The sequence below is a fragment of the Polynucleobacter sinensis genome (assembly GCF_001595985.1).
In the GTDB taxonomy this organism is placed as follows: Bacteria; Pseudomonadota; Gammaproteobacteria; order Burkholderiales; family Burkholderiaceae; genus Polynucleobacter; species Polynucleobacter sinensis.
Genome location: NZ_LOJJ01000003.1, coordinates 143,756 through 163,461, shown reverse-complemented (window position 1 = coordinate 163,461; position 19,706 = coordinate 143,756). Strand labels below are relative to the sequence as shown.

21 protein-coding genes and 2 tRNA genes are annotated in these 19,706 nt (G+C 45.7%); 8 read left to right on the top strand and 15 right to left on the bottom strand.

The annotated features are described in order from the left end of the window. Positions 1-23 precede the first annotated feature (23 nt). A tRNA-Arg gene (locus tag AOB49_RS04530) sits at positions 24-100 on the bottom strand. Between the two features lie 38 nt (positions 101-138). Continuing rightward, positions 139-215 (bottom strand) — tRNA-Pro (locus AOB49_RS04525). Positions 216-275: 60 nt separating this feature from the next. Between AOB49_RS04525 and AOB49_RS04520 the strand changes: the two genes are divergently transcribed. Next, a complete protein-coding gene (locus AOB49_RS04520; RefSeq protein ID WP_156471334.1) occupies positions 276-641 on the top strand; it encodes a hypothetical protein in 366 nt (121 codons plus the stop codon). A gap of 159 nt (positions 642-800) precedes the next feature. Beyond that, positions 801-2,819, top strand: a complete 2,019-nt coding sequence (locus tag AOB49_RS04515) for a TonB-dependent receptor (protein WP_216634644.1) — start codon at positions 801-803, stop codon at positions 2,817-2,819. Here AOB49_RS04515 and ppk2 read toward each other — a convergent pair whose 3' ends face one another. Further along, complete coding sequence (ppk2, locus tag AOB49_RS04510; protein ID WP_062308498.1) at positions 2,820-3,725, bottom strand: polyphosphate kinase 2; 906 nt, start codon at positions 3,723-3,725, stop codon at positions 2,820-2,822. A 63-nt stretch (positions 3,726-3,788) separates the two neighbouring features. After that, positions 3,789-4,568 carry a lysophospholipid acyltransferase family protein gene (locus AOB49_RS04505; RefSeq protein ID WP_062308497.1) on the bottom strand — a complete coding sequence of 260 codons (780 nt, stop codon included), beginning with the start codon at positions 4,566-4,568 and terminating at the stop codon, positions 3,789-3,791. An 85-nt stretch (positions 4,569-4,653) separates the two neighbouring features. Here AOB49_RS04505 and AOB49_RS04500 point away from each other — a divergent pair, with 85 nt between their 5' ends. Genes AOB49_RS04500 through AOB49_RS04485 form a run of 4 tightly spaced genes read left to right on the top strand, consistent with a single transcriptional unit; the run spans position 4,654 to position 7,880 of the window. Beyond that, positions 4,654-5,463 carry a UDP-2,3-diacylglucosamine diphosphatase gene (locus AOB49_RS04500; RefSeq protein WP_062308495.1) on the top strand — a complete coding sequence of 270 codons (810 nt, stop codon included), beginning with the start codon at positions 4,654-4,656 and terminating at the stop codon, positions 5,461-5,463. Next, complete coding sequence (locus tag AOB49_RS04495; RefSeq protein WP_062308493.1) at positions 5,460-6,488, top strand: glycosyltransferase family 4 protein; 1,029 nt, start codon at positions 5,460-5,462, stop codon at positions 6,486-6,488. Before AOB49_RS04500 ends, AOB49_RS04495 begins: the two co-directional genes overlap by 4 nt. An 8-nt stretch (positions 6,489-6,496) precedes the next feature. Then, the gene (locus AOB49_RS04490; protein ID WP_082784081.1) at positions 6,497-6,901 is read left to right on the top strand and encodes a diacylglycerol kinase; all 405 of its coding nucleotides are present in this window, start codon (positions 6,497-6,499) and stop codon (positions 6,899-6,901) included. Positions 6,902-6,941: 40 nt separating this feature from the next. Next, positions 6,942-7,880, top strand: a complete 939-nt coding sequence (locus tag AOB49_RS04485; RefSeq protein WP_245640614.1) for a GNAT family N-acetyltransferase — start codon at positions 6,942-6,944, stop codon at positions 7,878-7,880. Between the two features lies 1 nt (position 7,881). Here AOB49_RS04485 and ppx read toward each other — a convergent pair whose 3' ends face one another. Further along, complete coding sequence (ppx, locus tag AOB49_RS04480) at positions 7,882-9,444, bottom strand: exopolyphosphatase (RefSeq protein ID WP_156471333.1); 1,563 nt, start codon at positions 9,442-9,444, stop codon at positions 7,882-7,884. 108 nt (positions 9,445-9,552) lie between these two features. Then, on the bottom strand, positions 9,553-9,765 hold the full coding sequence (locus tag AOB49_RS12435; protein ID WP_082784057.1) for a GDCCVxC domain-containing (seleno)protein: 213 nt from the start codon (positions 9,763-9,765) through the stop codon (positions 9,553-9,555). A gap of 148 nt (positions 9,766-9,913) precedes the next feature. Here AOB49_RS12435 and AOB49_RS04475 point away from each other — a divergent pair, with 148 nt between their 5' ends. Both AOB49_RS04475 and AOB49_RS04470 read left to right on the top strand, forming a co-directional pair. Then, on the top strand, positions 9,914-10,390 hold the full coding sequence (locus AOB49_RS04475) for an MgtC/SapB family protein (protein WP_062308490.1): 477 nt from the start codon (positions 9,914-9,916) through the stop codon (positions 10,388-10,390). Between the two features lie 83 nt (positions 10,391-10,473). Continuing rightward, on the top strand, positions 10,474-10,698 hold the full coding sequence (locus tag AOB49_RS04470) for a hypothetical protein (RefSeq protein ID WP_062308488.1): 225 nt from the start codon (positions 10,474-10,476) through the stop codon (positions 10,696-10,698). Positions 10,699-10,712: 14 nt separating this feature from the next. Here the strand turns inward: AOB49_RS04470 and phoR are convergent, their stop codons facing one another. From phoR to folP, 9 genes are all read right to left on the bottom strand, one after another. Further along, on the bottom strand, positions 10,713-12,011 hold the full coding sequence (phoR, locus tag AOB49_RS04465) for a phosphate regulon sensor histidine kinase PhoR (protein ID WP_062308486.1): 1,299 nt from the start codon (positions 12,009-12,011) through the stop codon (positions 10,713-10,715). A 62-nt stretch (positions 12,012-12,073) separates the two neighbouring features. Next, positions 12,074-12,793 carry a phosphate regulon transcriptional regulator PhoB gene (gene phoB / locus AOB49_RS04460; protein WP_062308484.1) on the bottom strand — a complete coding sequence of 240 codons (720 nt, stop codon included), beginning with the start codon at positions 12,791-12,793 and terminating at the stop codon, positions 12,074-12,076. A gap of 2 nt (positions 12,794-12,795) precedes the next feature. Next, the gene (gene phoU, locus AOB49_RS04455; RefSeq protein ID WP_062308482.1) at positions 12,796-13,503 is read right to left on the bottom strand and encodes a phosphate signaling complex protein PhoU; all 708 of its coding nucleotides are present in this window, start codon (positions 13,501-13,503) and stop codon (positions 12,796-12,798) included. 12 nt (positions 13,504-13,515) lie between these two features. Then, positions 13,516-14,358 (bottom strand): phosphate ABC transporter ATP-binding protein PstB, encoded by an 843-nt coding sequence (gene pstB, locus AOB49_RS04450; RefSeq protein ID WP_245640613.1) that lies wholly within the window; start codon positions 14,356-14,358, stop codon positions 13,516-13,518. Positions 14,359-14,366: 8 nt separating this feature from the next. Beyond that, positions 14,367-15,233 carry a phosphate ABC transporter permease PstA gene (pstA, locus tag AOB49_RS04445; RefSeq protein WP_062308480.1) on the bottom strand — a complete coding sequence of 289 codons (867 nt, stop codon included), beginning with the start codon at positions 15,231-15,233 and terminating at the stop codon, positions 14,367-14,369. After that, a complete protein-coding gene (gene pstC, locus AOB49_RS04440) occupies positions 15,230-16,216 on the bottom strand; it encodes a phosphate ABC transporter permease subunit PstC (protein WP_062308478.1) in 987 nt (328 codons plus the stop codon). Before pstC ends, pstA begins: the two co-directional genes overlap by 4 nt. 89 nt (positions 16,217-16,305) lie before the next feature. Further along, positions 16,306-17,328: a phosphate ABC transporter substrate-binding protein PstS gene (gene pstS, locus AOB49_RS04435; protein WP_062308475.1), complete on the bottom strand. Its 1,023-nt coding sequence runs from the start codon at positions 17,326-17,328 to the stop codon at positions 16,306-16,308. 115 nt (positions 17,329-17,443) lie between these two features. Further along, positions 17,444-18,787, bottom strand: coding sequence for a phosphoglucosamine mutase (glmM, locus tag AOB49_RS04430; RefSeq protein ID WP_062309301.1), 1,344 nt, complete (start codon positions 18,785-18,787; stop codon positions 17,444-17,446). 39 nt (positions 18,788-18,826) lie between these two features. After that, a complete protein-coding gene (gene folP, locus AOB49_RS04425) occupies positions 18,827-19,699 on the bottom strand; it encodes a dihydropteroate synthase (RefSeq protein WP_062308473.1) in 873 nt (290 codons plus the stop codon). Between the last annotated feature and the right edge of the window lie 7 nt (positions 19,700-19,706).

Sequence of the window (19,706 nt, the reverse complement as noted above, 5' to 3'; positions counted from 1 at the left end):
GGGAGACTGGGCAGCTCAGAGTTTGGCCTGCCCAGCACGATTCGAACGTGCGACCTACGCCTTAGAAGGGCGTTGCTCTATCCAGCTGAGCTATAGGCAGTTTGTACTGGGACTAAAAATCGTAAAACTGAGAGAAAGTGGTCGGAGTACAAGGATTCGAACCTTGGACCCCCTGCTCCCAAAGCAGGTGCGCTACCAGGCTGCGCTACACTCCGACGGAATCGATATTCTACACCGAGATGGCCCAGTGGGGCAAATCCTGTAAGATTCGGGGCATGGGCGCCTTATTTTCAAGCAAATATCGGAAGCAATTCAGGGGATTTATTGCCCTGAGTCTTCTCTTGGTCTGCCTGCTTGGCACACACTGGATCGGGCTTACCCATGGCATTGCCCACTCGGGATTGAGTGGCCAAAGCCTTGAGCTGAGCTCCTCTGATCAAAGTGTAGGCAATGGGCATGGCTCATCAAGCTGCCATCTATTTGACGCCCTCACCTTGGCAAGTTTCATTAGCCCAAGCAATTACTTTGAAATTAATCAAACCGTATTTAGCAAAGCAATTTCTGTTGCAAGCACATTTAAGCCAGCGCTGACTGATGCTGGGCCTTATCAATCTCGAGCCCCACCAGCTTTTCACATCTAATCTCTTGAGTTGCCAAACCTTAGTTTGGCTTTCTGATTAATCCATCAAAGATGGGTGCATTGCTGGGAATTGAAATTGAATACGCTTTACCAAAACAAACCATATACAAGGCAAAAACTCCTCTGCCTTCTGTTGTCTAGCTTGGCAAGCAGTATTGCCATGGCACAAAATCAAGCTTCGCTTGAAATTACCGCAACTGGGTCGCAAGAAGCCGTCCAAAGTATTTTGACACCAACTAAAGTGCTTCAAGGTGATGAGCTCTTAAATAAACTCGGCACCACTATAGGGGCAACACTTGCTAATGAGCTCGGAGTATCGGCCACTGGTTATGGCGCAGGATCTTCTCGACCCGTCATTCGAGGACTTGAAGGTTCACGTGTACAGATTTTGCAAAATGGCCTGTCAGTGGGCGACGTCTCTAACATCTCCCAAGATCATGCTGTTGGTAACAATATGCAAAATGCGCACCAAGTAGAAATCTTGCGCGGTGCGGCAGCCCTACTATATGGGTCCGGATCAAGCGGTGGTTTGGTAAACGTAGTGAATGACCGCATATTAACCAACCTACCAGATCGCCCAACGGGTGCCATTAACACGAGTTATGAAACTGTTAACAATGGCAGAGCCGGATCTCTTGAATTAGATGGCGGATTTGGCTCTGTAGCGGTTCATATAGATACTGCAATTAACAATGCTAATAACTATCGCATTCCCGGCAACTCTACACAATCACAAGGTGAACCCGTAGGTGGATGGACCGTGCCGCCAGAAGGTAATGGTGGAAATAACTACAGCGGTAAGTTGCCCAACTCCTTTAGCAATCAAAATAATTTAGGGCTTGGCGTTTCCCATATTGGTGAATCTGGTTACACAGGCATATCGCTTGAACGCCTTAATAATAATTACGGGATACCCACACCTGAAGGCGGATTCATTAATCAATCACAGAACCGCTACGATTTACAACATCAAACACGCGACCCTTTTGAAGGGTTCTCTTCATTCAAATTTAGCGCTGCAAACTCTAACTACAACCATACTGAATTCACTAACGCTGGAGTAGCCGCAGCAGTATGGAAGAATATTGCAAATGAAGCGCGCTTTGAGTTAGCTCACAACCCTATTGCCGGCTGGAAAGGAACTTTCGGCGCACAGGTGTCAGCGGCATCGCTTAATGCGACTGAAGCAGGCACTGGCAACTTTGCAATCGTTCCTCCAACAAAAACGAACTCCAACGCCCTCTTTTGGATCGAGGAAGGCAGATGGAACTCCCTTCAAGGAAATCTGGGTCTGCGCTACAACAATGTTGCTCAAAACCCCAATTTAGGAACTACTTTAGAGCCACAACCCACTGTTGATCCTAACGGAGTTACGCCGGGTATTACCTTACAGAATCGCTCATTCAATCTCATGTCTTACTCTGCAGGCGGCCTATGGAACTTTATGCAAGGTCATGGTGCCGGAGTAGCGTATACCGTTTCACAACGCGCTCCTAGCGCTCAGGAACTCTACTCATATGGCGCGCACGAATCAACAGCGACATTTGATATAGGCAACCCGAATCTCACTAAAGAAACTTCACACAATATAGAATTCAATATTCAAAGAACTAGTGGCTTGGTCCGAGGTAAGGCTAGTATTTATGCCAATCGCTTCAATAACTATATATATGGCTATTATACGGGTAGCGCGATCGCTGGCGGTGAAGCAAATGGCTTTAACGTCGTAACTGCTCAACAGGCAGCAGCAACCATCAAGGGTATTGAAGGTGAGCTGACTTATAACTGGAATCAAGCTGGTTTAGGTGGACGAATCTTCGGGGATGCCTCCCAGGGTACATTTGATGCAGGCGGAAATCTACCATTACAACCCGCACCTCGCCTCGGCGCAGAACTGGCGCATCAAAAGAATGGCTGGCTGGCTAATGCAACGTATATCTATAGCTACCAGCAAAATCGCTTGGCGAGCTGGGAACAAGGTCCTGCTCCAGCATATAACCTGTTAAATGCGGGAATCTCTTATACCGAGAGAATCAAGGATGTGAATTGGACTGTGTTCATGAACTTGAAGAACTTACTCAATGAGCAAATTCGCTATGCCAGCACGCCAATGGCGGTTCGGCTCTATGCGCCACAACCGGGCAGAAGCCTCATGGTCGGACTCAGAGGAGCCTTCTAATTAATAGACCTCAGGAACATACATTTCACGTGGTACGGGGCCTCTTAAATAATCAGGGTTGTGAACACGCTCAGGCAAAGTAATGACAGGGTGATCTATCTCTTTATAGGGGATTTGATTCAATAAATGCGAGATACAGTTAAGACGTGCTTTTTTCTTGTCATTAGCTGCCACCACCCACCATGGCGCCTCTGGAATATTAGTGCGCTCGAGCATAGTCTCCTTGGCCTTGGTGTAATCCTCCCAAAGACGACGAGCATCCAAATCCATTGGACTGAGCTTCCATTGTTTTAATGGATCATGAATGCGCATCATGAAGCGGTTGTACTGCTCATCATCAGAAATAGAAAACCAGTACTTAATGAGGATAATTCCGGAGCGGATGATCATACGTTCAAATTCCGGGACTGTGCGCAAAAACTCCTCATACTCATCGTCAGTACAAAATCCCATCACCTTTTCGACACCAGCGCGGTTATACCAACTTCTATCGAAGAGAACAATTTCACCGCCTGCAGGTAAATTTGCAACGTAACGCTGAAAATACCATTGAGTCTTTTCACGCTCACTCGGCGCCGTTAAGGCAACCACTTTACATACGCGTGGATTTAATCGCTGAGTAATACGCTTAATCGCCCCACCCTTACCAGCGGAATCACGGCCCTCAAATAAGACAGCCACCTTGAGTTTATTTTCAACCACCCAATCTTGAAGCTTTACCAACTCACCCTGTAGACGAAACAACTCCTTGAAATACACCTGACGTGGAATGGCTGAGCCGCTGCTACCATCCTGAGAAAGACGATCATCATCGAGCTCCATTTCAAGCTCTTCATCCATACTATCTAGGATTTCTTCTTGGGCCCGTTGATACCACTCGGCCATCTCATTATGTTTTGACATCATTTCTTCCTCTGAGGCATAACTACTTTGTATCCTAAGGATATGACACTTTTGTTACAAATAGAATCAAATTGCCTTAGCGATAAGCTCTTGGCAGCGCAAAGCAAGCCGCTTTCGATCGTCGCCCGCAGCATGCAGTGCCTGCTTAATTGGTGGTAGCACGATAATTTTTGCCTGAATATGACGATTTTTAAGGATATTGGACATCGACTCCAGCAAACCCATATCCCCAATAAAGGCGGCTACATTCGTTCTCTCCCCGGTTGATCTTAGGTAATACTGGATTGCCATCGGCAACACAGGCGTTTGAGAGCCAACCACTGCCTGAAATAGGTTTGACCTAAAAGGCAAAACTGTCTCGCCAGCTGTAGATGTGCCTTCGGGAAAAATACAAATAGACTCCGAATTTAAAACATCAGCCATTTGACCAACCACCTGCCTCGCATGCCTAGAACTATCTCGGCGGATAAAAACAGTTCCTAATTGTTTGGCCATCCAACCAAAAATTGGCCAAGATTCAACCTCCGACTTTGCGACAAACCGAACTGGCCTAAACGCATTAATTACATGAATGTCTAACCAAGAGATGTGGTTAGAGGTCAGCAAGTATGGTGTAGAGGGTATTAACTCAGATCGCTCTACTTTCAGCTGAATATTAAATATGTTCAGAAGGCGCTGAGACCATTTTTGAATTTTTTCATTTTTTTGTTTGCGGTCTAAAAATGGAAATAAAAATGACAACGTACAAATACCGCAAATGACATGAAACCCAATAGACGCCCATAGCCAGCAACGCAATAATTTTGGCGTTGGCTTTATCTCTAAATTGGAATGAATACTTTTCATGGGTAAGCAACAATATAAATCAAGTCATCAAACTGACTTCAAACTGTCATGAGACTTACATGATGAGGAGGCTTAATGTGTACTCATGATGCATTACAGAGCTATCTGGATTTCAGATGTACACCTAGGAACATCAGGGTGTCAGGCGAACTACCTTCTGGATTTCTTAAAACACAATGAAGCTGACCAGCTCTACCTGGTGGGAGATATTATCGATGGATGGAAGCTGAAGCGGTCCTTCTATTGGCCACAAGCGCATAACGATGTTGTTCAAAAGTTGCTTCGTAAGGCGCGCAAAGGTGCGGAAGTGATTTACGTTCCCGGCAATCATGATGAAAGCGCACGTCAGTTCTTTGGCATGTCATTTGGCGATATCAAGGTAGTAGAGGAAGTCATTCACACCACCCTAGATGGTCGTAAGCTCTGGGTCACCCACGGAGACCTATTTGATAGCGTAATGCAATACGCCAAGTGGCTCGCCTATGTAGGCGACTCCATGTACTCGCTGATTCTATACATCAATCGATACTTCAATATGATTAGAGTCAAGATGGGCTTACAGTATTGGTCGCTCTCGCAATACCTAAAGCACCAAGTAAAAAATGCCGTGAGTTATATCGCGGACTTTGAACACATCATGGCAAGAGAGGCACGCTTGCGCGGTTGTGATGGGGTCGTATGTGGTCACATCCATAAAGCAGAAATCCGTGAGATTGACGGACTGCTTTATTGCAATGATGGCGATTGGGTTGAAAGCCTCTCTGCATTAGTTGAAACCACAAGTGGCGAACTCAAAATTATTTACTGGACACACATTCAGGGTGATCCAGTACAAGCTCCTGAAATAACCTTTCAACCCGCGATCGACCCACTGATTAAAGAGGCTACCGTATGAAAATTATGATCATCACTGATGCATGGGATCCACAAGTTAATGGCGTTGTGAGAACGCTTAAACAGACCCGTACTGAATTAATCACCATGGGTCATGAAGTAGAAATGATTACCCCCAGTGGATTTAGATCCATTCCATGCCCAACCTACCCAGATATCGCACTTTCGCTTTTCCCTGGCAAGGAAGTTGCGCGGCGCATTAAAGAGTTTGCTCCAGACGCAATGCATATTGCCACCGAAGGTCCATTGGGCCTATCAGCACGCTCTTATGCCGTAAAAAATAAGCTCCCCTTCTCCACCGCTTATCACACACGCTTTCCGGAGTATGTTAAAGCGCGTACCAGCATCCCGCTGGCCCTAACTTATGCATTCATTCGCTGGTTTCATAAGCCCTCTATGGCGGTAATGGCTCCAACTATTGTGGTTAAAGATGATCTTGAGAGGTATGGGCTATCTAACATTGTTTTGTGGTCTCGCGGGGTCGATTTAGAGATCTTTAAAATGCAAGACTCAAAAGTACTAAACACAGCTCATCCAATCTTCTTATATGTTGGTCGTGTTGCTGTTGAGAAAAACATCAACGCCTTCTTGGAAATTGATCTTCCCGGCTCAAAATGGGTGGTTGGGGATGGTCCGGCAATGGCTGGCATTAAAGAAAAATATCCTGATATTAACTATCTAGGCGTTCTTCAACAGCACGAATTAGCCAAAGTCTACGCGGCGGCAGATGTATTTGTATTCCCAAGCAAAACAGATACTTTTGGACTGGTGTTGCTAGAGGCCATGGCGTGTGGAACTCCGGTAGCAGCCTACCCAGTAACAGGACCAATCGACGTACTAGGAAACTCAGCTGCTGGGGCGATGCATGAAGATTTACGCGAAGCCTGTTTGCAGGCCCTCAAAATTCCTCGTGAAGCAGCTAGAGCACATGCAGAGAAATTCTCCTGGAGAGCTGCTTCTGAACAATTTGCGAATCATCTAAAGCCCGTACCATCGCCTGAAGTGCACATTACCGCACTCGCGTAAGGTTGATCTTGAATACTCCATATCATATTGATCAAAATCCCCATAAGGGCAATCGAGGACTCATCCGCGCTTGGTATGCCGCTAAAAATTCCTGGTGCGGAATTGTGTACGCATTCAAAGAAGAAAGCGCCTTTAGACAGGAGCTCACCCTTCTGATTTTACTAACCCCAATCGCCCTATTTCTTCCCATTAGCCCATTAAAGAAATGTGCCCTCATCATTTCTCTCATCTTAGTATTGGTTGTGGAACTTCTGAACTCTAGCGTAGAGGCAGCTATTGATCGCATTTCATTTGATCACCACGACCTCTCTAAGCGCGCAAAAGACTTTGGTTCGGCAGCTGTGATGCTTGCCCTACTGATTGCCGCACTACTGTGGATCACCATCTGCCTGCCGCTTGTCATGATTTGGTAACACCGCAGCAATACATTAAAAGGACTCAATCAGGATCACTATGTCAGACATTCCAAACCCACTAGGCGCATTTGATATCTTTAACTCACGCTTTGAAGGCAAGCCAAAAAAGAATAAGAAAAATAAAGCAGGAGCGATTAAAAAGCTCTTTTCCAAAAAAATTGCAAAGAAACTCTTTGGAAAGAAGTTTGCTCTCCGGGCTCGTGCGGAGTTAAATGTTCAAGAACCAACATTAGTAGATAAGGCAATTGCCAAACCAAAACGTCCAGCATTACAAATTGCATGGGCAAACAGCCCTAGCGAAATCAAAGAGGCACAACGTTTACGTTACAAAGTTTTCGCCGAAGAAATGGGTGCAAATTTACCGAAGAATACTGAAAATCTCGATATCGATGATTTCGATACATATTGCGATCATCTCTTGATTCGCGATCAAGAAACCCTGAAAGTGGTGGGAACCTATCGCGTTCTACCCCCTCACAAGGCCCTAGAAATTGGTCGCCTTTACTCAGATTCGGAATTTGATCTCTCACGTCTAAACCACCTGCGCCCCAAGCTAGTTGAACTTGGTAGATCTTGCGTTCATAAGGACTATCGCTCAGGAGCTGTCATTATGGCGCTATGGAGTGGACTTGCCCAGTATATGCAAAAAAACGATTATGAAATCATGCTCGGCTGCGCCAGCATTCCGATGGCAGATGGTGGCCACTTTGCAGCAAGTCTTTATAACTCCCTAAGCAATGAGCAAATGGCGCCCGTAGAGAACCATGCATTCCCACGCCTACCGCTACCACTTGATCGACTCAATGGTGGCTTAGAGGTAGAGCCACCCCCACTTATTAAAGGCTACCTGAAGTTAGGAGCAAAGATCTGTAGCGCTCCAGCTTGGGATCCAGAGTTTAATACCGCCGATGTATTAACGATGCTGCGTCTATCTGAGATTAACCCACGCTACGCAAAGCATTTCTTAGGGGTATAGCCTACTTCAGACTAATACTGTAAGGTCGGCCGATACGCTCCCACTCGGCCGCTTCCTTTTGCAAGCTAAATTCCGTTAAGGGGTGTTCGTTAGCCCACTCTTTAGAAAGGCTCACTAAGTAAGCACCATCATGCTCAGAAACCTTTACCTTAGGCAAGTGATTATCACTGCGCCCACGACAAAGTACTTGCGCCAAGCGCAAGCAAAATAGCATGCGCCAATCTGAGAAACTGGCATTATTCGCCAACTTACCCAACTTGCCGGCATGTCCAATAAGTAAAGCAGCTAATCTGGCCTGATCATTCTTGGAGAAGCCTGGCATATCAGCGTTACCTGCAATATAAGCAGAATGTTTGTGATATCCATTATGAGAAATGGATAAACCAATTTCATGCAAGTTAGCTGCCCACTGCAACAAAGCAATGTTATCTGAGCGACTCTCAGAATCAGGCTTAGGCAATTGAGCTAAGAATTCAGCAGCCAAATTACCAACACGCTTAGCCTGCTCTCGATCTACAGCGTAACGCTGCATGAACTGTTCAACTGTTACAAAGCGCATGTCGTCATGCTGGGATCTGCCCAATAGGTCGTATAACACGCCGACACGTAATGCGGCATCGGTGACCTCCATGTTCTCGATGCCGAGCTCATCAAATACCGCAATCATGATAGCCAGGCCGCCCGGCCAAACACCCCGCCTGTCGTCCTTAAGGCCTGCTAGTTCAACTTGATTAATATGCTCATGTTTAAGTAAGTGCCTTTTCATGGCACGTAAGCCGTCACGAGTAATAAGGCCGCTAGAGCCGTTAACACGCCCCATCGTCAGGCCGTCGACATGTCCGTTAAAGTTGTTCTCAGCAATGAGTTCAGCCAGGGCTCTAGCAGTACCCGATGACCCGATAACCTGCTTCCAACCACTTTTAAGGTAAGCACCTGAAATGACCTGAATTTCTCGTCTTGCGGCCAATTCAGCCTCCTTAAAGGCATGCGCATCAATATTGCCTTTCGGAAAGAAACGCAAACTATGGGAAACGCAGCCAATATAAAGACTCTCCATTAGCTTAGGCTCATAACCTTTACCAATAATGAGCTCAGTAGAACCTCCACCAATATCAACAACCAAGCGATTTCCCTGCACTGCAGAAACTTCGTGAGCGGCGCCGATATAAATTAAGCGCGCCTCTTCAACACCCGCAATGATCTCAATAGGAAATCCGAGCGCCTGCTCAGCATCCCTCACGAAACTTGGCGCATTCTTAGCAACACGCAATGTATTGGTGGCAACAGCCCGAACTTGAGAGGGATCAAAACCTCTAATACGCTCACCAAATCGACGGATTGCAGTAATGCCACGCTGATAGGCATCGTTACCCAATAACTTGTTATCAGTTAATCCAGCCGCCAAGCGGACGGATTCGCGCAAAGTATCAATGGGGCGCAATTGTGTTCCAGAGGGAGTGTGAACTACTTGGGCAACCAACATGCGAAAGCTATTGGAACCCAGGTCTACCGCAGCAACCAAGTCTGATGAGTTATTTCCAGAAATGTCTTTAAAAGATGCCAAAATAGTTCCAATAGAGCTGCGCTTAAACGAATGTGTCTATTTTATGAAAATATCGTGACACCCACATGAAATTAATGCGTCGTCCAAGAACATTACCGTACTACAAGGCTAAGCGGCTAAGTTTTGCTCGGCGCTAGTACAGTCAATATTTCCAAAGCTACAGAAAATACAACAATCACCCGATTTGGGTTTTAGGATTGTGCTGCAGGACGGACAGCGATATAAATGTTGTGAGAACCCCCGTGGAACCTCCAAAACTTCACTACCTTGACAATTTGGACAGGTAATCAGGGAATGTTGATTTTGGATGGTTTTATTCACATTGGAATATTGCACTCCAAATATTTCAGAATAAAGACATTCATTAGGGCTCTACAGCCTTGCTCCAGACCTAATTCAGAGGCATCATCAATATGAATATGAAAGAGTTATCGACAATCTGCATGACTCATTGCCACTAGAGGAATAGATGGAATACTGGAATCAATATGGTGAAATGGGTTTGCGACTATTTTTAGCCCTACTAGCTGGCACTGTTTTAGGCCTCAATCGCTGGATGCATCACAAATCCGCCGGCATTAGAACCCACACACTAGTTGCTATTGGATCGGCTACAGCGGTGATGTCTATCGGACATCTAGGATCAACAGATGTACAGGCACTCAGTCATGTACTACAAGGATTGATTACGGGATTGGGATTTTTAGGTGCCGGCGTCATTATCCGAGAACAAAGCTCTCAAAGGGTTCGAGGCCTCACTACTTCAGCGAGCATCTGGTCTTGTGCTCTAGTTGCAGCAGCATTTGGTGCCGGAGAATTTATGCTGGGTAGCCTATCGCTATTTGCGATTGTGATTGCCCTCATTATCGGCGGCCCTTCAGAGAAACTATTGGCTAGGATAACCGGCATCAAACATGGCTCGGAGATCTCCTCTGATCCAGATTAAATCTGACTAGATCAGTCAAATAAATCCGTTTTGTCATATTAGTTTGCTAGCATTTAATCGACCCAACTACTTGCATAGAGATTATGAGCGAATATAAATATGAAGACGCTGTAAAACAGCTTCAAGAGTCAGGCGCCATAGGCTTACAGGACTTCAAAAACCTATCTTATGAAGATCTACATGAGCTTCTAGAGGAAATAAAGGTATGGTGCCTTTATGCCAATGGCAAGCTAGATAAGCTACCTAAAGAATCTAAAAAGAAAAAAGACAAGAAGGACAAAAAGGATAAGAAGGATAAAAAGGCTTAAATCCAATTGTTGATCTAACAGGCAATGCGCTCCTTTGGAAAACGTAAAGTAAAGGTACTTCCTTTACCGGGCGTGCTGTCAATGATTAGCTGGGCTTGATGGCGATTAGCAATATGCTTGACGATCGCCAAACCTAAGCCAGTACCACCAGTATCTCTAGATCGGCTTCGATCCACTCGATAGAATCTTTCCGTCAGTCTAGACAAATGCTCGGATGCAATCCCTGGACCGGTATCTGAAACCGAAAACTCGCCCTGCCCTTCAGGATTAATCGACCATTTTGCAGTTACAGCCCCAACATCAGGGGTATAACGAATGGCATTTGAAACCAAATTACCAAAAGCAGAAATAATTTCTCGCTCTTCACCCATCAGATGACATGGGGTGGCTATTTCAAAATTCAGCGCATGCTTTCCTTGAGATAAGGCCTCGGCATCATTTTTTAATAAAGCCATCACAGTCGGCATTTTGATTTCCTGCAGAGGGGCAGGAAGAGTATTCGCCTCAAGATTAGCCAAGGTTAATAAGTCTTCTACCAGACTCTTCATACGTTGCGCCTGGGACATCATCATCTCAAAATATTGATTTTGTTGAGCCCTATCTAAATCAAGCGATTGCATAGTCTCCAGAAAACCCATTAAAACAGTAATGGGCGTTCTCATTTCATGAGAGACATTAGCAACGAAGTCACGACGCATCGCATCAGCCCTTTGTAAGTCTGTGACATCTTGTATGAGTAGTAAGTGGCGCTTATCGCCAAATGGGAAAGCCTGTAGCATTAGGCTTAAGTTGGCGGCAGCTCCCATTCTTTCTAAAAGCAAAGGCTCGTCAAACTGACGCCTAGTCAGGTACTGGATAAACTCTGGACGTCGAATTAAAAAATTAATTCTCTGTAGGGCATCACGCTTGAAGTTCAAACCAAAAAAACGTTCGGCAATCGCATTGCACCACTCAATCTGATCTTGATCATCGAGCATCACAATACCATTTGGAGAAGCTTGAAACGCCTCAATGAATCGATTGTGTTGTTTTTCAACAGATCGAATTTGTTGCTTTAAGTTTCGAACTAAACGTTGCAGGCGGAAAAAAATCTCCTCCCAGTAGCCGCTAGGCAATGGCATAGACTCAACAGTATCGGCAATCGTATATTTGCGTAAACGAGCCAAATTAATGTAAGAATAGATCAAGGGTATAGCTAAAACCGCTATGCCAGCAGCAATGCCGAATAAGGAACCCAAATGCGATGAGGCCAGTATTGCCGCAATAAAAGCCAGGGAGATCAGCAGAGCAAATCGAATAATGACAGATAACATAATGCAATCTTAGAGCATCTAGACAATGGGCTCACAAAATCCCATCGAAATAGCTCGTCACACTAGGTTTGCGTAGGGGTTTTAGTAATCCGATAACCGCTACCACGGACTGTTTCGATGTAGCGATCGCAATCAGCGAGGGCTAAAGCAGCCCTGAGTCTTTTAATATGCACATCAACTGTACGCTCTTCAATGTAAACCTCATTACCCCATACCTGATCGAGCAAGCTTGTTCTTGAGTGAACCCTTTCCGGGTTAGCCATCAAAAACTGGAGCAAGCGATACTCAGTGGGCCCCAAGATCAGGATCTGTGGATCCACATTAGACCAAACAGCAGTTACGCGATGCGATAAGGGGTCTAATCTAAGAGGGCCGACCGATAGCGGACCAGCATCCCCTACTGGAGTTTGACGACGCAAGAGCGCCTTTACCCTCGCAACTAATTCTTTTGGTGAAAAGGGCTTGGTAACGTAATCATCAGCCCCAGAATCAAGGCCAAGAACCTTATCGGATTCCTCGCTCTTAGCGGTCAGCATCAGAATAGGTAAATCTTTTGTGCGCTCATTAGCCCTTAGCTCTCTGGCAAACTGCACTCCTGATTTCCCGGGCAGCATCCAATCTAAAATTAAAAGACTAGGTAACTCATCTCGCATCATATTCAGTGCAAGCTCAGTCTGCAGCGCTTTTTCTACCTGATAGCCCGCATGAGTCAAGTTAATTGATATGAGCTCCGCAATGGATGGCTCATCCTCAACAACCAATATGCGCTGGGTCGCACTCATCACTATGACCTATTCGCCTCGCGAACTAGGTCTTCATGAGGTAGATGGCGGACATCTGAACCCTTCGCAATATAAATTACAAACTCTGCAATATTTTTTGCATGATCGCCAATCCGCTCGATTGCTTTAGCAATGGTAAGCATATCCAGACCAGTGGTGATGGTATGTGGATCCTCCATCATGTATGAAATCAATTTCCGCACGAAGCCTCTAAACTCTTCGTCGATTTGGCGATCTTCCTGAACAACCTCTGCAGCAGAAACGGTATCTAGACGCGCAAATGCATCCAAACTACGGCGCAATAATGAAATTGCCATCTGACCAGATAAACGAATTTCAGCAACATTGATATTATGCGTTCCTCCAGCCTCGATCAAACGCTTGGTTCGCTTGGCGATACGCTCTGCCTCGTCGCCAGCACGCTCTAAATTAGTAATCGCTTTAGAAACAGCCATCACGAGACGTAAGTCACGGGCAGTTGGTTGACGACGCGCAATTAATTCAGTGCAGGCTAAGTCAATCTGAATCTCTAAATCATTAACTGCCTTCTCATTGGCAATAACAACGTTACAAGTATCAATATCCATCTGTGTAAAAGCACGCATCGCCGTTGAAATCTGCGCTTCTACCAAGCCACCCATTTCTAGCAAACGACTGGATAAAGAATTTAAGTCTGCATCAAATTGTGATGATAAGTGTTTATCTGGCATTTAATCCTCCAATTAACCGAAACGGCCGGTAATGTAATCTTCTGTTTCTTTGCGCTTTGGCTTAATAAAGATCTCATCCGTTTTGCCATACTCAATCAAGCTTCCAAGATACATATAGGCAGTGTAATCGGAGACACGCGCCGCCTGTTGCATATTGTGCGTCACGATCGCAATCGTATATTCATGCTTTAACTCGTTGATCAACTCTTCGATCTTACCGGTGGAGATTGGATCTAGAGCAGATGTCGGTTCATCAAGCAAGATAACGGAAGGCTTAACCGCAACACCACGAGCGATACAGAGGCGCTGCTGCTGACCACCAGAAAGTGATAGGCCGCTCTGATTGAGCTTATCTTTTGCTTCAGTCCAAAGTGCCGCTTTATTCAGCGCCCATTCAACGCGCTCATCCATTTCAGAACGAGAGAGTTTTTCATAAAGACGAACCCCAAAAGCAATATTCTCGTAGATCGACATTGGAAATGGTGTTGGCTTTTGAAATACCATGCCGATACGGGAACGAAGTAAATTCAAATCCTGACCTGAAGCCAAAATGTTTTGGCCGTAGAAATTAATCTCGCCTTCTGCGCGCTGACCTGGATACAAGTCATACATTCGATTTAAGGTTCTGAGCAAGGTTGATTTGCCACAACCAGACGGGCCGATGAATGCGGTAACTTTACCCTCTTCAATATCTAAGTTGATATTCTTCAGACCCTGAAAAGCACCGTAAAAGAAGTTGAGATTACGTACTTCAAGTGCATTGACCACGGACTGTGGCTTTTGTTGGTCGTTTTGCGAGTCCACTCTTTTGCTCCCTTGACTATCGATCTGATTTAAGTCAAACATTGTTTTCATATTACTCATCATCCTCGAACCTTTTCGCGGAATACTACTCGCGCCAGAATATTTAAACCTAGCACTGCAAATGTAATTAATAAGGCGCCACCCCAAGCCAATTCAACCCAATTGTCATAAGGACTCATGGCAAATTGGAAGATCACTACTGGCAAGTTTGCCATCGGCGCGTTCATATTAGTGGAGAAAAATTGATTGTTCAGGGCGGTAAAGAGCAATGGCGCTGTTTCGCCGCTGACGCGAGCCAAAGCCAATAAGATTCCGGTCATCACACCACTTTGCGCAGCTCTTAAGGTGATCATGAAAGCTACCTTCCACTTCGGCGTACCCAAAGCATAGGCAGCCTCACGCAAACTACCGGGAACTAAACGCAACATGTTTTCTGTTGTTCTAACAACCACTGGAATCGCTATTAAGGCCAGGGCAATGGTGCCTGCCCACCCCGAGAAATGACGGACCTGGGCTACAACAAAGGCGTATACAAACAGGCCAATCACAATAGATGGGGCCGAAAGCATGATGTCTGTCACAAATCGAGTAATCGCAGCGATCCGACTACGATCACCGTACTCTGAGAGATACAAGCCCGCTAGGACACCAATGGGAGTACTAATCAAAGTACAGCAACCAACTAGCAACAGACTGCCCACAATGGCATTAGCAAGGCCACCACCGTCCGAACCTGGAGCTGGCGTGCTCTGCGTAAAGAGCGTGATATCTAATGCAGAAAAACCTTTGAAAACCAAGACACTCAGAATCCAGAGCAAAAAGATCATTCCTAGACCCATGGCAGTCATGGAGAGGGTTAGGCCAATCTTATTGGTGCGCTTACGCTTGGCAAAAATTGCTGGATCAATATTGGAAATATTGTTCATGTCTTTAACCCCTGCTTCTTCTCCATATTGCTCAGCATCCACTTGGCGCATGCGAGCACTACAAATGTGATGATGAACAGTGCCAAACCTAAAGCAAATAATGAAGATAAATGATTACCAGCCTCCGCCTCTCCGAATTCATTTGCGAGGGTTGAGGCGATCGAGGTACCTGGGGCAAATAAAGATGGGGATAAACGATGGGCATTACCAATAACAAAGGTTACCGCCATCGTCTCACCAAGCGCCCTACCCAAACCCAACATGACGCCACCAATAACACCAGCCTTGGTATAGGGAAGAACCACATTTTTGACCACTTCCCAGGTGGTACATCCAATACCATAAGCAGACTCTTTTAATACAGGCGGAACAATTTCAAATACATCCCGCATCACTGATGCAATAAAAGGCAAAATCATCATGGCTAAAATCAGACCGGCACAGAGAACGCCAATGCCATTGAAAGCGCCGGAAAATAGAATTCCCAGGCCAGGTATCTTGCCAAGCGTTGCAGCCAAGGCGGGCTGAATATATTCGGCGAACAGCGGCGCAAAAATAAATAAGCCAAACATACCGTAAATAATAGATGGAACTGCAGCTAGTAACTCAACCGCAGTACCAAGGGGTCTACGTAAAGGACCTGGGCATAGCTCGGTTAGAAACACTGCAATGCCAAAACTTAAAGGCACGGCAATTAGCAGCGCAATGAGCGAAGTAACTAAAGTACCGTAGATGGCGATTAATCCGCCAAACTCACCATTCACAATATCCCACTCTTGGGTAAAGAAAAAACCAGGGCCAAAGGTGCTCAAAGCCGGCCAAGCGTTACTGACTAATGAAACCATGATGCCAAGCAATGCTATCAACACAGACAATGCAAAGAACTGGGTAATTCCGTGAAAAAGAAAGTCTTGAATACGCTGCAACCTAGCAATACGCAGGGCTTGCGGCGTAGGTGCTGAGTGAGACTGAATCATTTCCATGATAAATGCGCTTATTTAGATATTGAAACAGCCCCACCCTTTGGTGGAGCTGTGTTTATTGGCGATTGATGACATCAATGGTTAAGCTTTTACTTAGTATTGACCTTAGAAAACACATTCTTACGAATAAAATCGGTTGTTGCATCAGGCATTGGCACGTAATCCAATTCTTCAGCCATCTTCTTGCCATCTTTGAATGCAAAGTCAAAGAACTTAATGACTTCAGCAGCCTTTGCCTTGTTTTCCGGATTCTTATAAACCAAGATAAAGGATGCGCCAGTAATAGGCCAAGACTTGGCACCAGAAGCATTCGTAATGAATGTACCCATACCAGGAATCTTTGACCAATCTGTACCAGCTGCTGCTGCGGCGAATGTCAAATCATCTGGAGCAACAAAGTTGCCATCTTTATTTTTCAAGGAGATGTAAGTCATCTTATTTTTCTTAGCATAGGCATACTCCACGTAACCAATCGAATTCTTTACGCGAGTGACGTTTGCAGCTACACCTTCATTACCCTTGCCGCCAACAGATGAAGCAGCAGGCCATTTCACAGCAGCACCGGCGCCAACAGCATCTTTCCAGAGCGCGCTAGTTTTTGCTAAATAATCAGTAAAGATTGCAGTGGTACCAGAACCATCGGCACGGTGAACAACAGTGATTGGACCAGATGGAATTTTCACGCCTGGATTCATGATGGCGATTCGCTTATCACCCCAATCAGAAATCACACCTTGAAAAATATCAGCCAATGTTGGACCATCCAATTTGATATCGCCTGGCTTCACGCCGTCGACGTTAATCACAGGCACTACACCGCCGATAATCGCCGGGAACTGAACCAGGCCATCTTTTTCTAAATCTTCGAATTTCACTGGATTGTCGGTTGCCCCAAAATCAACAGTCTTTGCTTTAATTTGTTTGATACCGCCAGAAGAGCCAATAGACTGGTAATTCAAGTTTGAGCCAGTCTTTGCTTTAAAGGCTTCCGCCCATTTGGCGTAAATTGGATATGGAAATGTTGCGCCAGCGCCGGTCATGTCGGCTGCAAAGGCTACTGGAGCAATTGAAATTGCGCTAATGACTAACGCTTTTTTCAAGAAAGATTTCATGTATATCGATCCTCAGGTATATATCGCAATATTGCGATATAAGAACGATACGACTTGAGTATGACCCTTTTATGACAGTGCACCAAAAGGAAATTAATCCAGTAAATTCAATAACTTATGCGGTTGGAACTAAATCAGCAATAGCCTTAGCAGCACTCATAGCGATATTGTTATCTTGAGCCTCGACCATCACCCGAAGGACTGGTTCCGTACCCGAAGCCCGAATGAGCACCCTACCCGTGCCTTGAAGATCCAACTCTACCTCTCCAATCTTGGCTTTAAGAGAAGCATCAGACTTCCAATCGTAACCAGGCTTAAAGCGGATATTAAGTAGTACCTGCGGGAAAATCTTTACCGCATCTAAAAGTTGGGACAAACTTTGTCTGTGTTGACTCATGGCAGCCAAGACTTGTAGGGCTGCAATAGTGCCATCACCAGTGGTGTGTTGATCGAGGCACAGCAGATGACCGGAGCCCTCACCCCCAATGAGCCAACCTTTTTGCTTTAGCAACTCAAGCACATAACGATCACCCACATTGGCGCGCTCAAATTCCACTCCTAATGCCTTGATTGCATTCTCAACCGCAAGATTAGTCATCAGAGTGCCTACTACACCACCCAAGGCTTGACCTTGGGCAATGCGGTCTTTAGCAAGCACATACAAGAGTTCATCACCATTAAATAGGCGCCCCGAAGAGTCAACCATCTGTAAGCGATCAGCATCACCATCCAATGCGATGCCCAAATCAGCGCCCACCTCCTTTACTTTTGCAATTAATGCATCTGGTGCAGTAGCGCCACAACCATCATTAATATTACGTCCGTCTGGATGCACGCCAATAGAAATAACTTCAGCGCCCAACTCATGAAACACATGGGGAGCAATATGGTACGCAGCGCCATTTGCACAATCTACAACAAGTTTTAAACCCTTAAGGTTCAGAGTGCCAGGAAAGGTGGATTTACAAAACTCAATATATCGGCCAGCAGCATCATCTAAACGAAATGCTTTCCCCAACTCTTTAGAGCTCACGCAGCCCATGGGATTTTGAAGCTCTGCTTCGATCGCTAATTCAAACTCATCAGTGAGCTTCCCGCCCTCTGCAGAGAAAAATTTAATACCGTTATCTTGATAAGGATTATGTGATGCCGAAATAACTACGCCAGCTGATAGACGCAGTGCTTTTGTGAGATAAGCAATACCCGGGGTTGGCATGGGACCGCACAGCATGACATCCACTCCAGCTGCCGCAAAACCAGCCTCTAAAGCGGCCTCCAGTAGATAGCCAGACACACGGGTGTCTTTACCAATCAAAACCTTGCAGCGCTCACCAGGCTTAGCAGCGCTATTTAATACTTTCCCTGCCGCATATCCAAGACGAGTAATGAATTCAGGGACAATTGGAAATTGCCCCACCTCACCGCGAATACCATCAGTACCAAAGTATTGTTTTTTCATATTAATCATTATAAAACTTGTGGATATCCAAGCGCCCTACTAGACTTGGATAGCTTCCCACAGCTTTAGAGCATCCACTGTTTCGGGCACATCATGAACCCGAATAATTTGCGCACCTCGGTCTGCCGCCAAAACGGCCGCAGCAATACTCGGCGCAATGCGCTCATTAGTGTCACGGCCTGTGAGCTTGCCCAACATGGACTTTCGGGACATTCCCGCTAGAACTGGGTAACCCATTTGAGGGAATTGCTCAAAATCAGCCAACATCTGCAAGTTATGCTCCAGACTTTTTCCGAAGCCAAAACCAGGATCAATCGCGATGCGACTTTGAGCAACACCTAGACCCTCCAATAATTGGGCACGCTCCCGCAGAAAATGACTTACCTCGGAAATGACATCTTGGTAGTTGGGATCAAATTGCATAGTTTGTGGGTCACGTTGCATATGCATTAAAACAATGCCACAGGGTTTGCCCAGTGAATCAGCACTACCCTCAAGCACAGCATCAACAGCACCCTCCTGCCGTAGGGCCCAAATATCATTCACACAATCGACACCAGCATGTAAAGCTTGACGCATCGTTTCCGCTTTATAGGTGTCAATTGATAATGCAACACCGCAATCTTTGAGAGCCTCAATGACCGGTAACACACGATCTAACTCCTCTTGAAGTGCCACTGGCTCTGCGCCAGGACGAGTGGACTCTCCGCCAATATCAATGATGTCAACACCATTAGCAATCATGCGCTCGGCTTGAGCAATAGCATCACTTGGAGTCCGAAACTTGCCGCCATCCGAAAACGAGTCTGGTGTGGCATTCAAAATACCCATCACAAGAGGCATCTTGCGTTTACTGAAATCAAAAAGAAAACGCCCGCAACGCCATGTTGCGGGCAGATTTTGCCTAATCATGAAAAGC

What these genes read in the sequence shown, in the direction of transcription:
- pstC (WP_062308478.1), bottom strand. Translation starts at nt 16,216, where the DNA reads ATGGAAATGATTCAGTCTCACTCAGCACCTACGCCGCAAGCCCTGCGT.
- phoR (WP_062308486.1), bottom strand. Translation starts at nt 12,011, where the DNA reads ATGTTATCTGTCATTATTCGATTTGCTCTGCTGATCTCCCTGGCTTTT.
- glmM (WP_062309301.1), bottom strand. Translation starts at nt 18,787, where the DNA reads ATGAAAAAACAATACTTTGGTACTGATGGTATTCGCGGTGAGGTGGGG.
- AOB49_RS04520 (WP_156471334.1), top strand. Translation starts at nt 276, where the DNA reads ATGGGCGCCTTATTTTCAAGCAAATATCGGAAGCAATTCAGGGGATTT.
- AOB49_RS04485 (WP_245640614.1), top strand. Translation starts at nt 6,942, where the DNA reads ATGTCAGACATTCCAAACCCACTAGGCGCATTTGATATCTTTAACTCA.
- pstB (WP_245640613.1), bottom strand. Translation starts at nt 14,358, where the DNA reads ATGAAAACAATGTTTGACTTAAATCAGATCGATAGTCAAGGGAGCAAA.
- folP (WP_062308473.1), bottom strand. Translation starts at nt 19,699, where the DNA reads ATGATTAGGCAAAATCTGCCCGCAACATGGCGTTGCGGGCGTTTTCTT.
- AOB49_RS04475 (WP_062308490.1), top strand. Translation starts at nt 9,914, where the DNA reads ATGGAATACTGGAATCAATATGGTGAAATGGGTTTGCGACTATTTTTA.
- pstS (WP_062308475.1), bottom strand. Translation starts at nt 17,328, where the DNA reads ATGAAATCTTTCTTGAAAAAAGCGTTAGTCATTAGCGCAATTTCAATT.
- AOB49_RS04500 (WP_062308495.1), top strand. Translation starts at nt 4,654, where the DNA reads ATGATGCATTACAGAGCTATCTGGATTTCAGATGTACACCTAGGAACA.
- AOB49_RS04470 (WP_062308488.1), top strand. Translation starts at nt 10,474, where the DNA reads ATGAGCGAATATAAATATGAAGACGCTGTAAAACAGCTTCAAGAGTCA.
- phoU (WP_062308482.1), bottom strand. Translation starts at nt 13,503, where the DNA reads ATGCCAGATAAACACTTATCATCACAATTTGATGCAGACTTAAATTCT.
- AOB49_RS04515 (WP_216634644.1), top strand. Translation starts at nt 801, where the DNA reads ATGGCACAAAATCAAGCTTCGCTTGAAATTACCGCAACTGGGTCGCAA.
- AOB49_RS04505 (WP_062308497.1), bottom strand. Translation starts at nt 4,568, where the DNA reads ATGAAAAGTATTCATTCCAATTTAGAGATAAAGCCAACGCCAAAATTA.
- pstA (WP_062308480.1), bottom strand. Translation starts at nt 15,233, where the DNA reads ATGAACAATATTTCCAATATTGATCCAGCAATTTTTGCCAAGCGTAAG.
- AOB49_RS04495 (WP_062308493.1), top strand. Translation starts at nt 5,460, where the DNA reads ATGAAAATTATGATCATCACTGATGCATGGGATCCACAAGTTAATGGC.
- phoB (WP_062308484.1), bottom strand. Translation starts at nt 12,793, where the DNA reads ATGAGTGCGACCCAGCGCATATTGGTTGTTGAGGATGAGCCATCCATT.
- ppk2 (WP_062308498.1), bottom strand. Translation starts at nt 3,725, where the DNA reads ATGATGTCAAAACATAATGAGATGGCCGAGTGGTATCAACGGGCCCAA.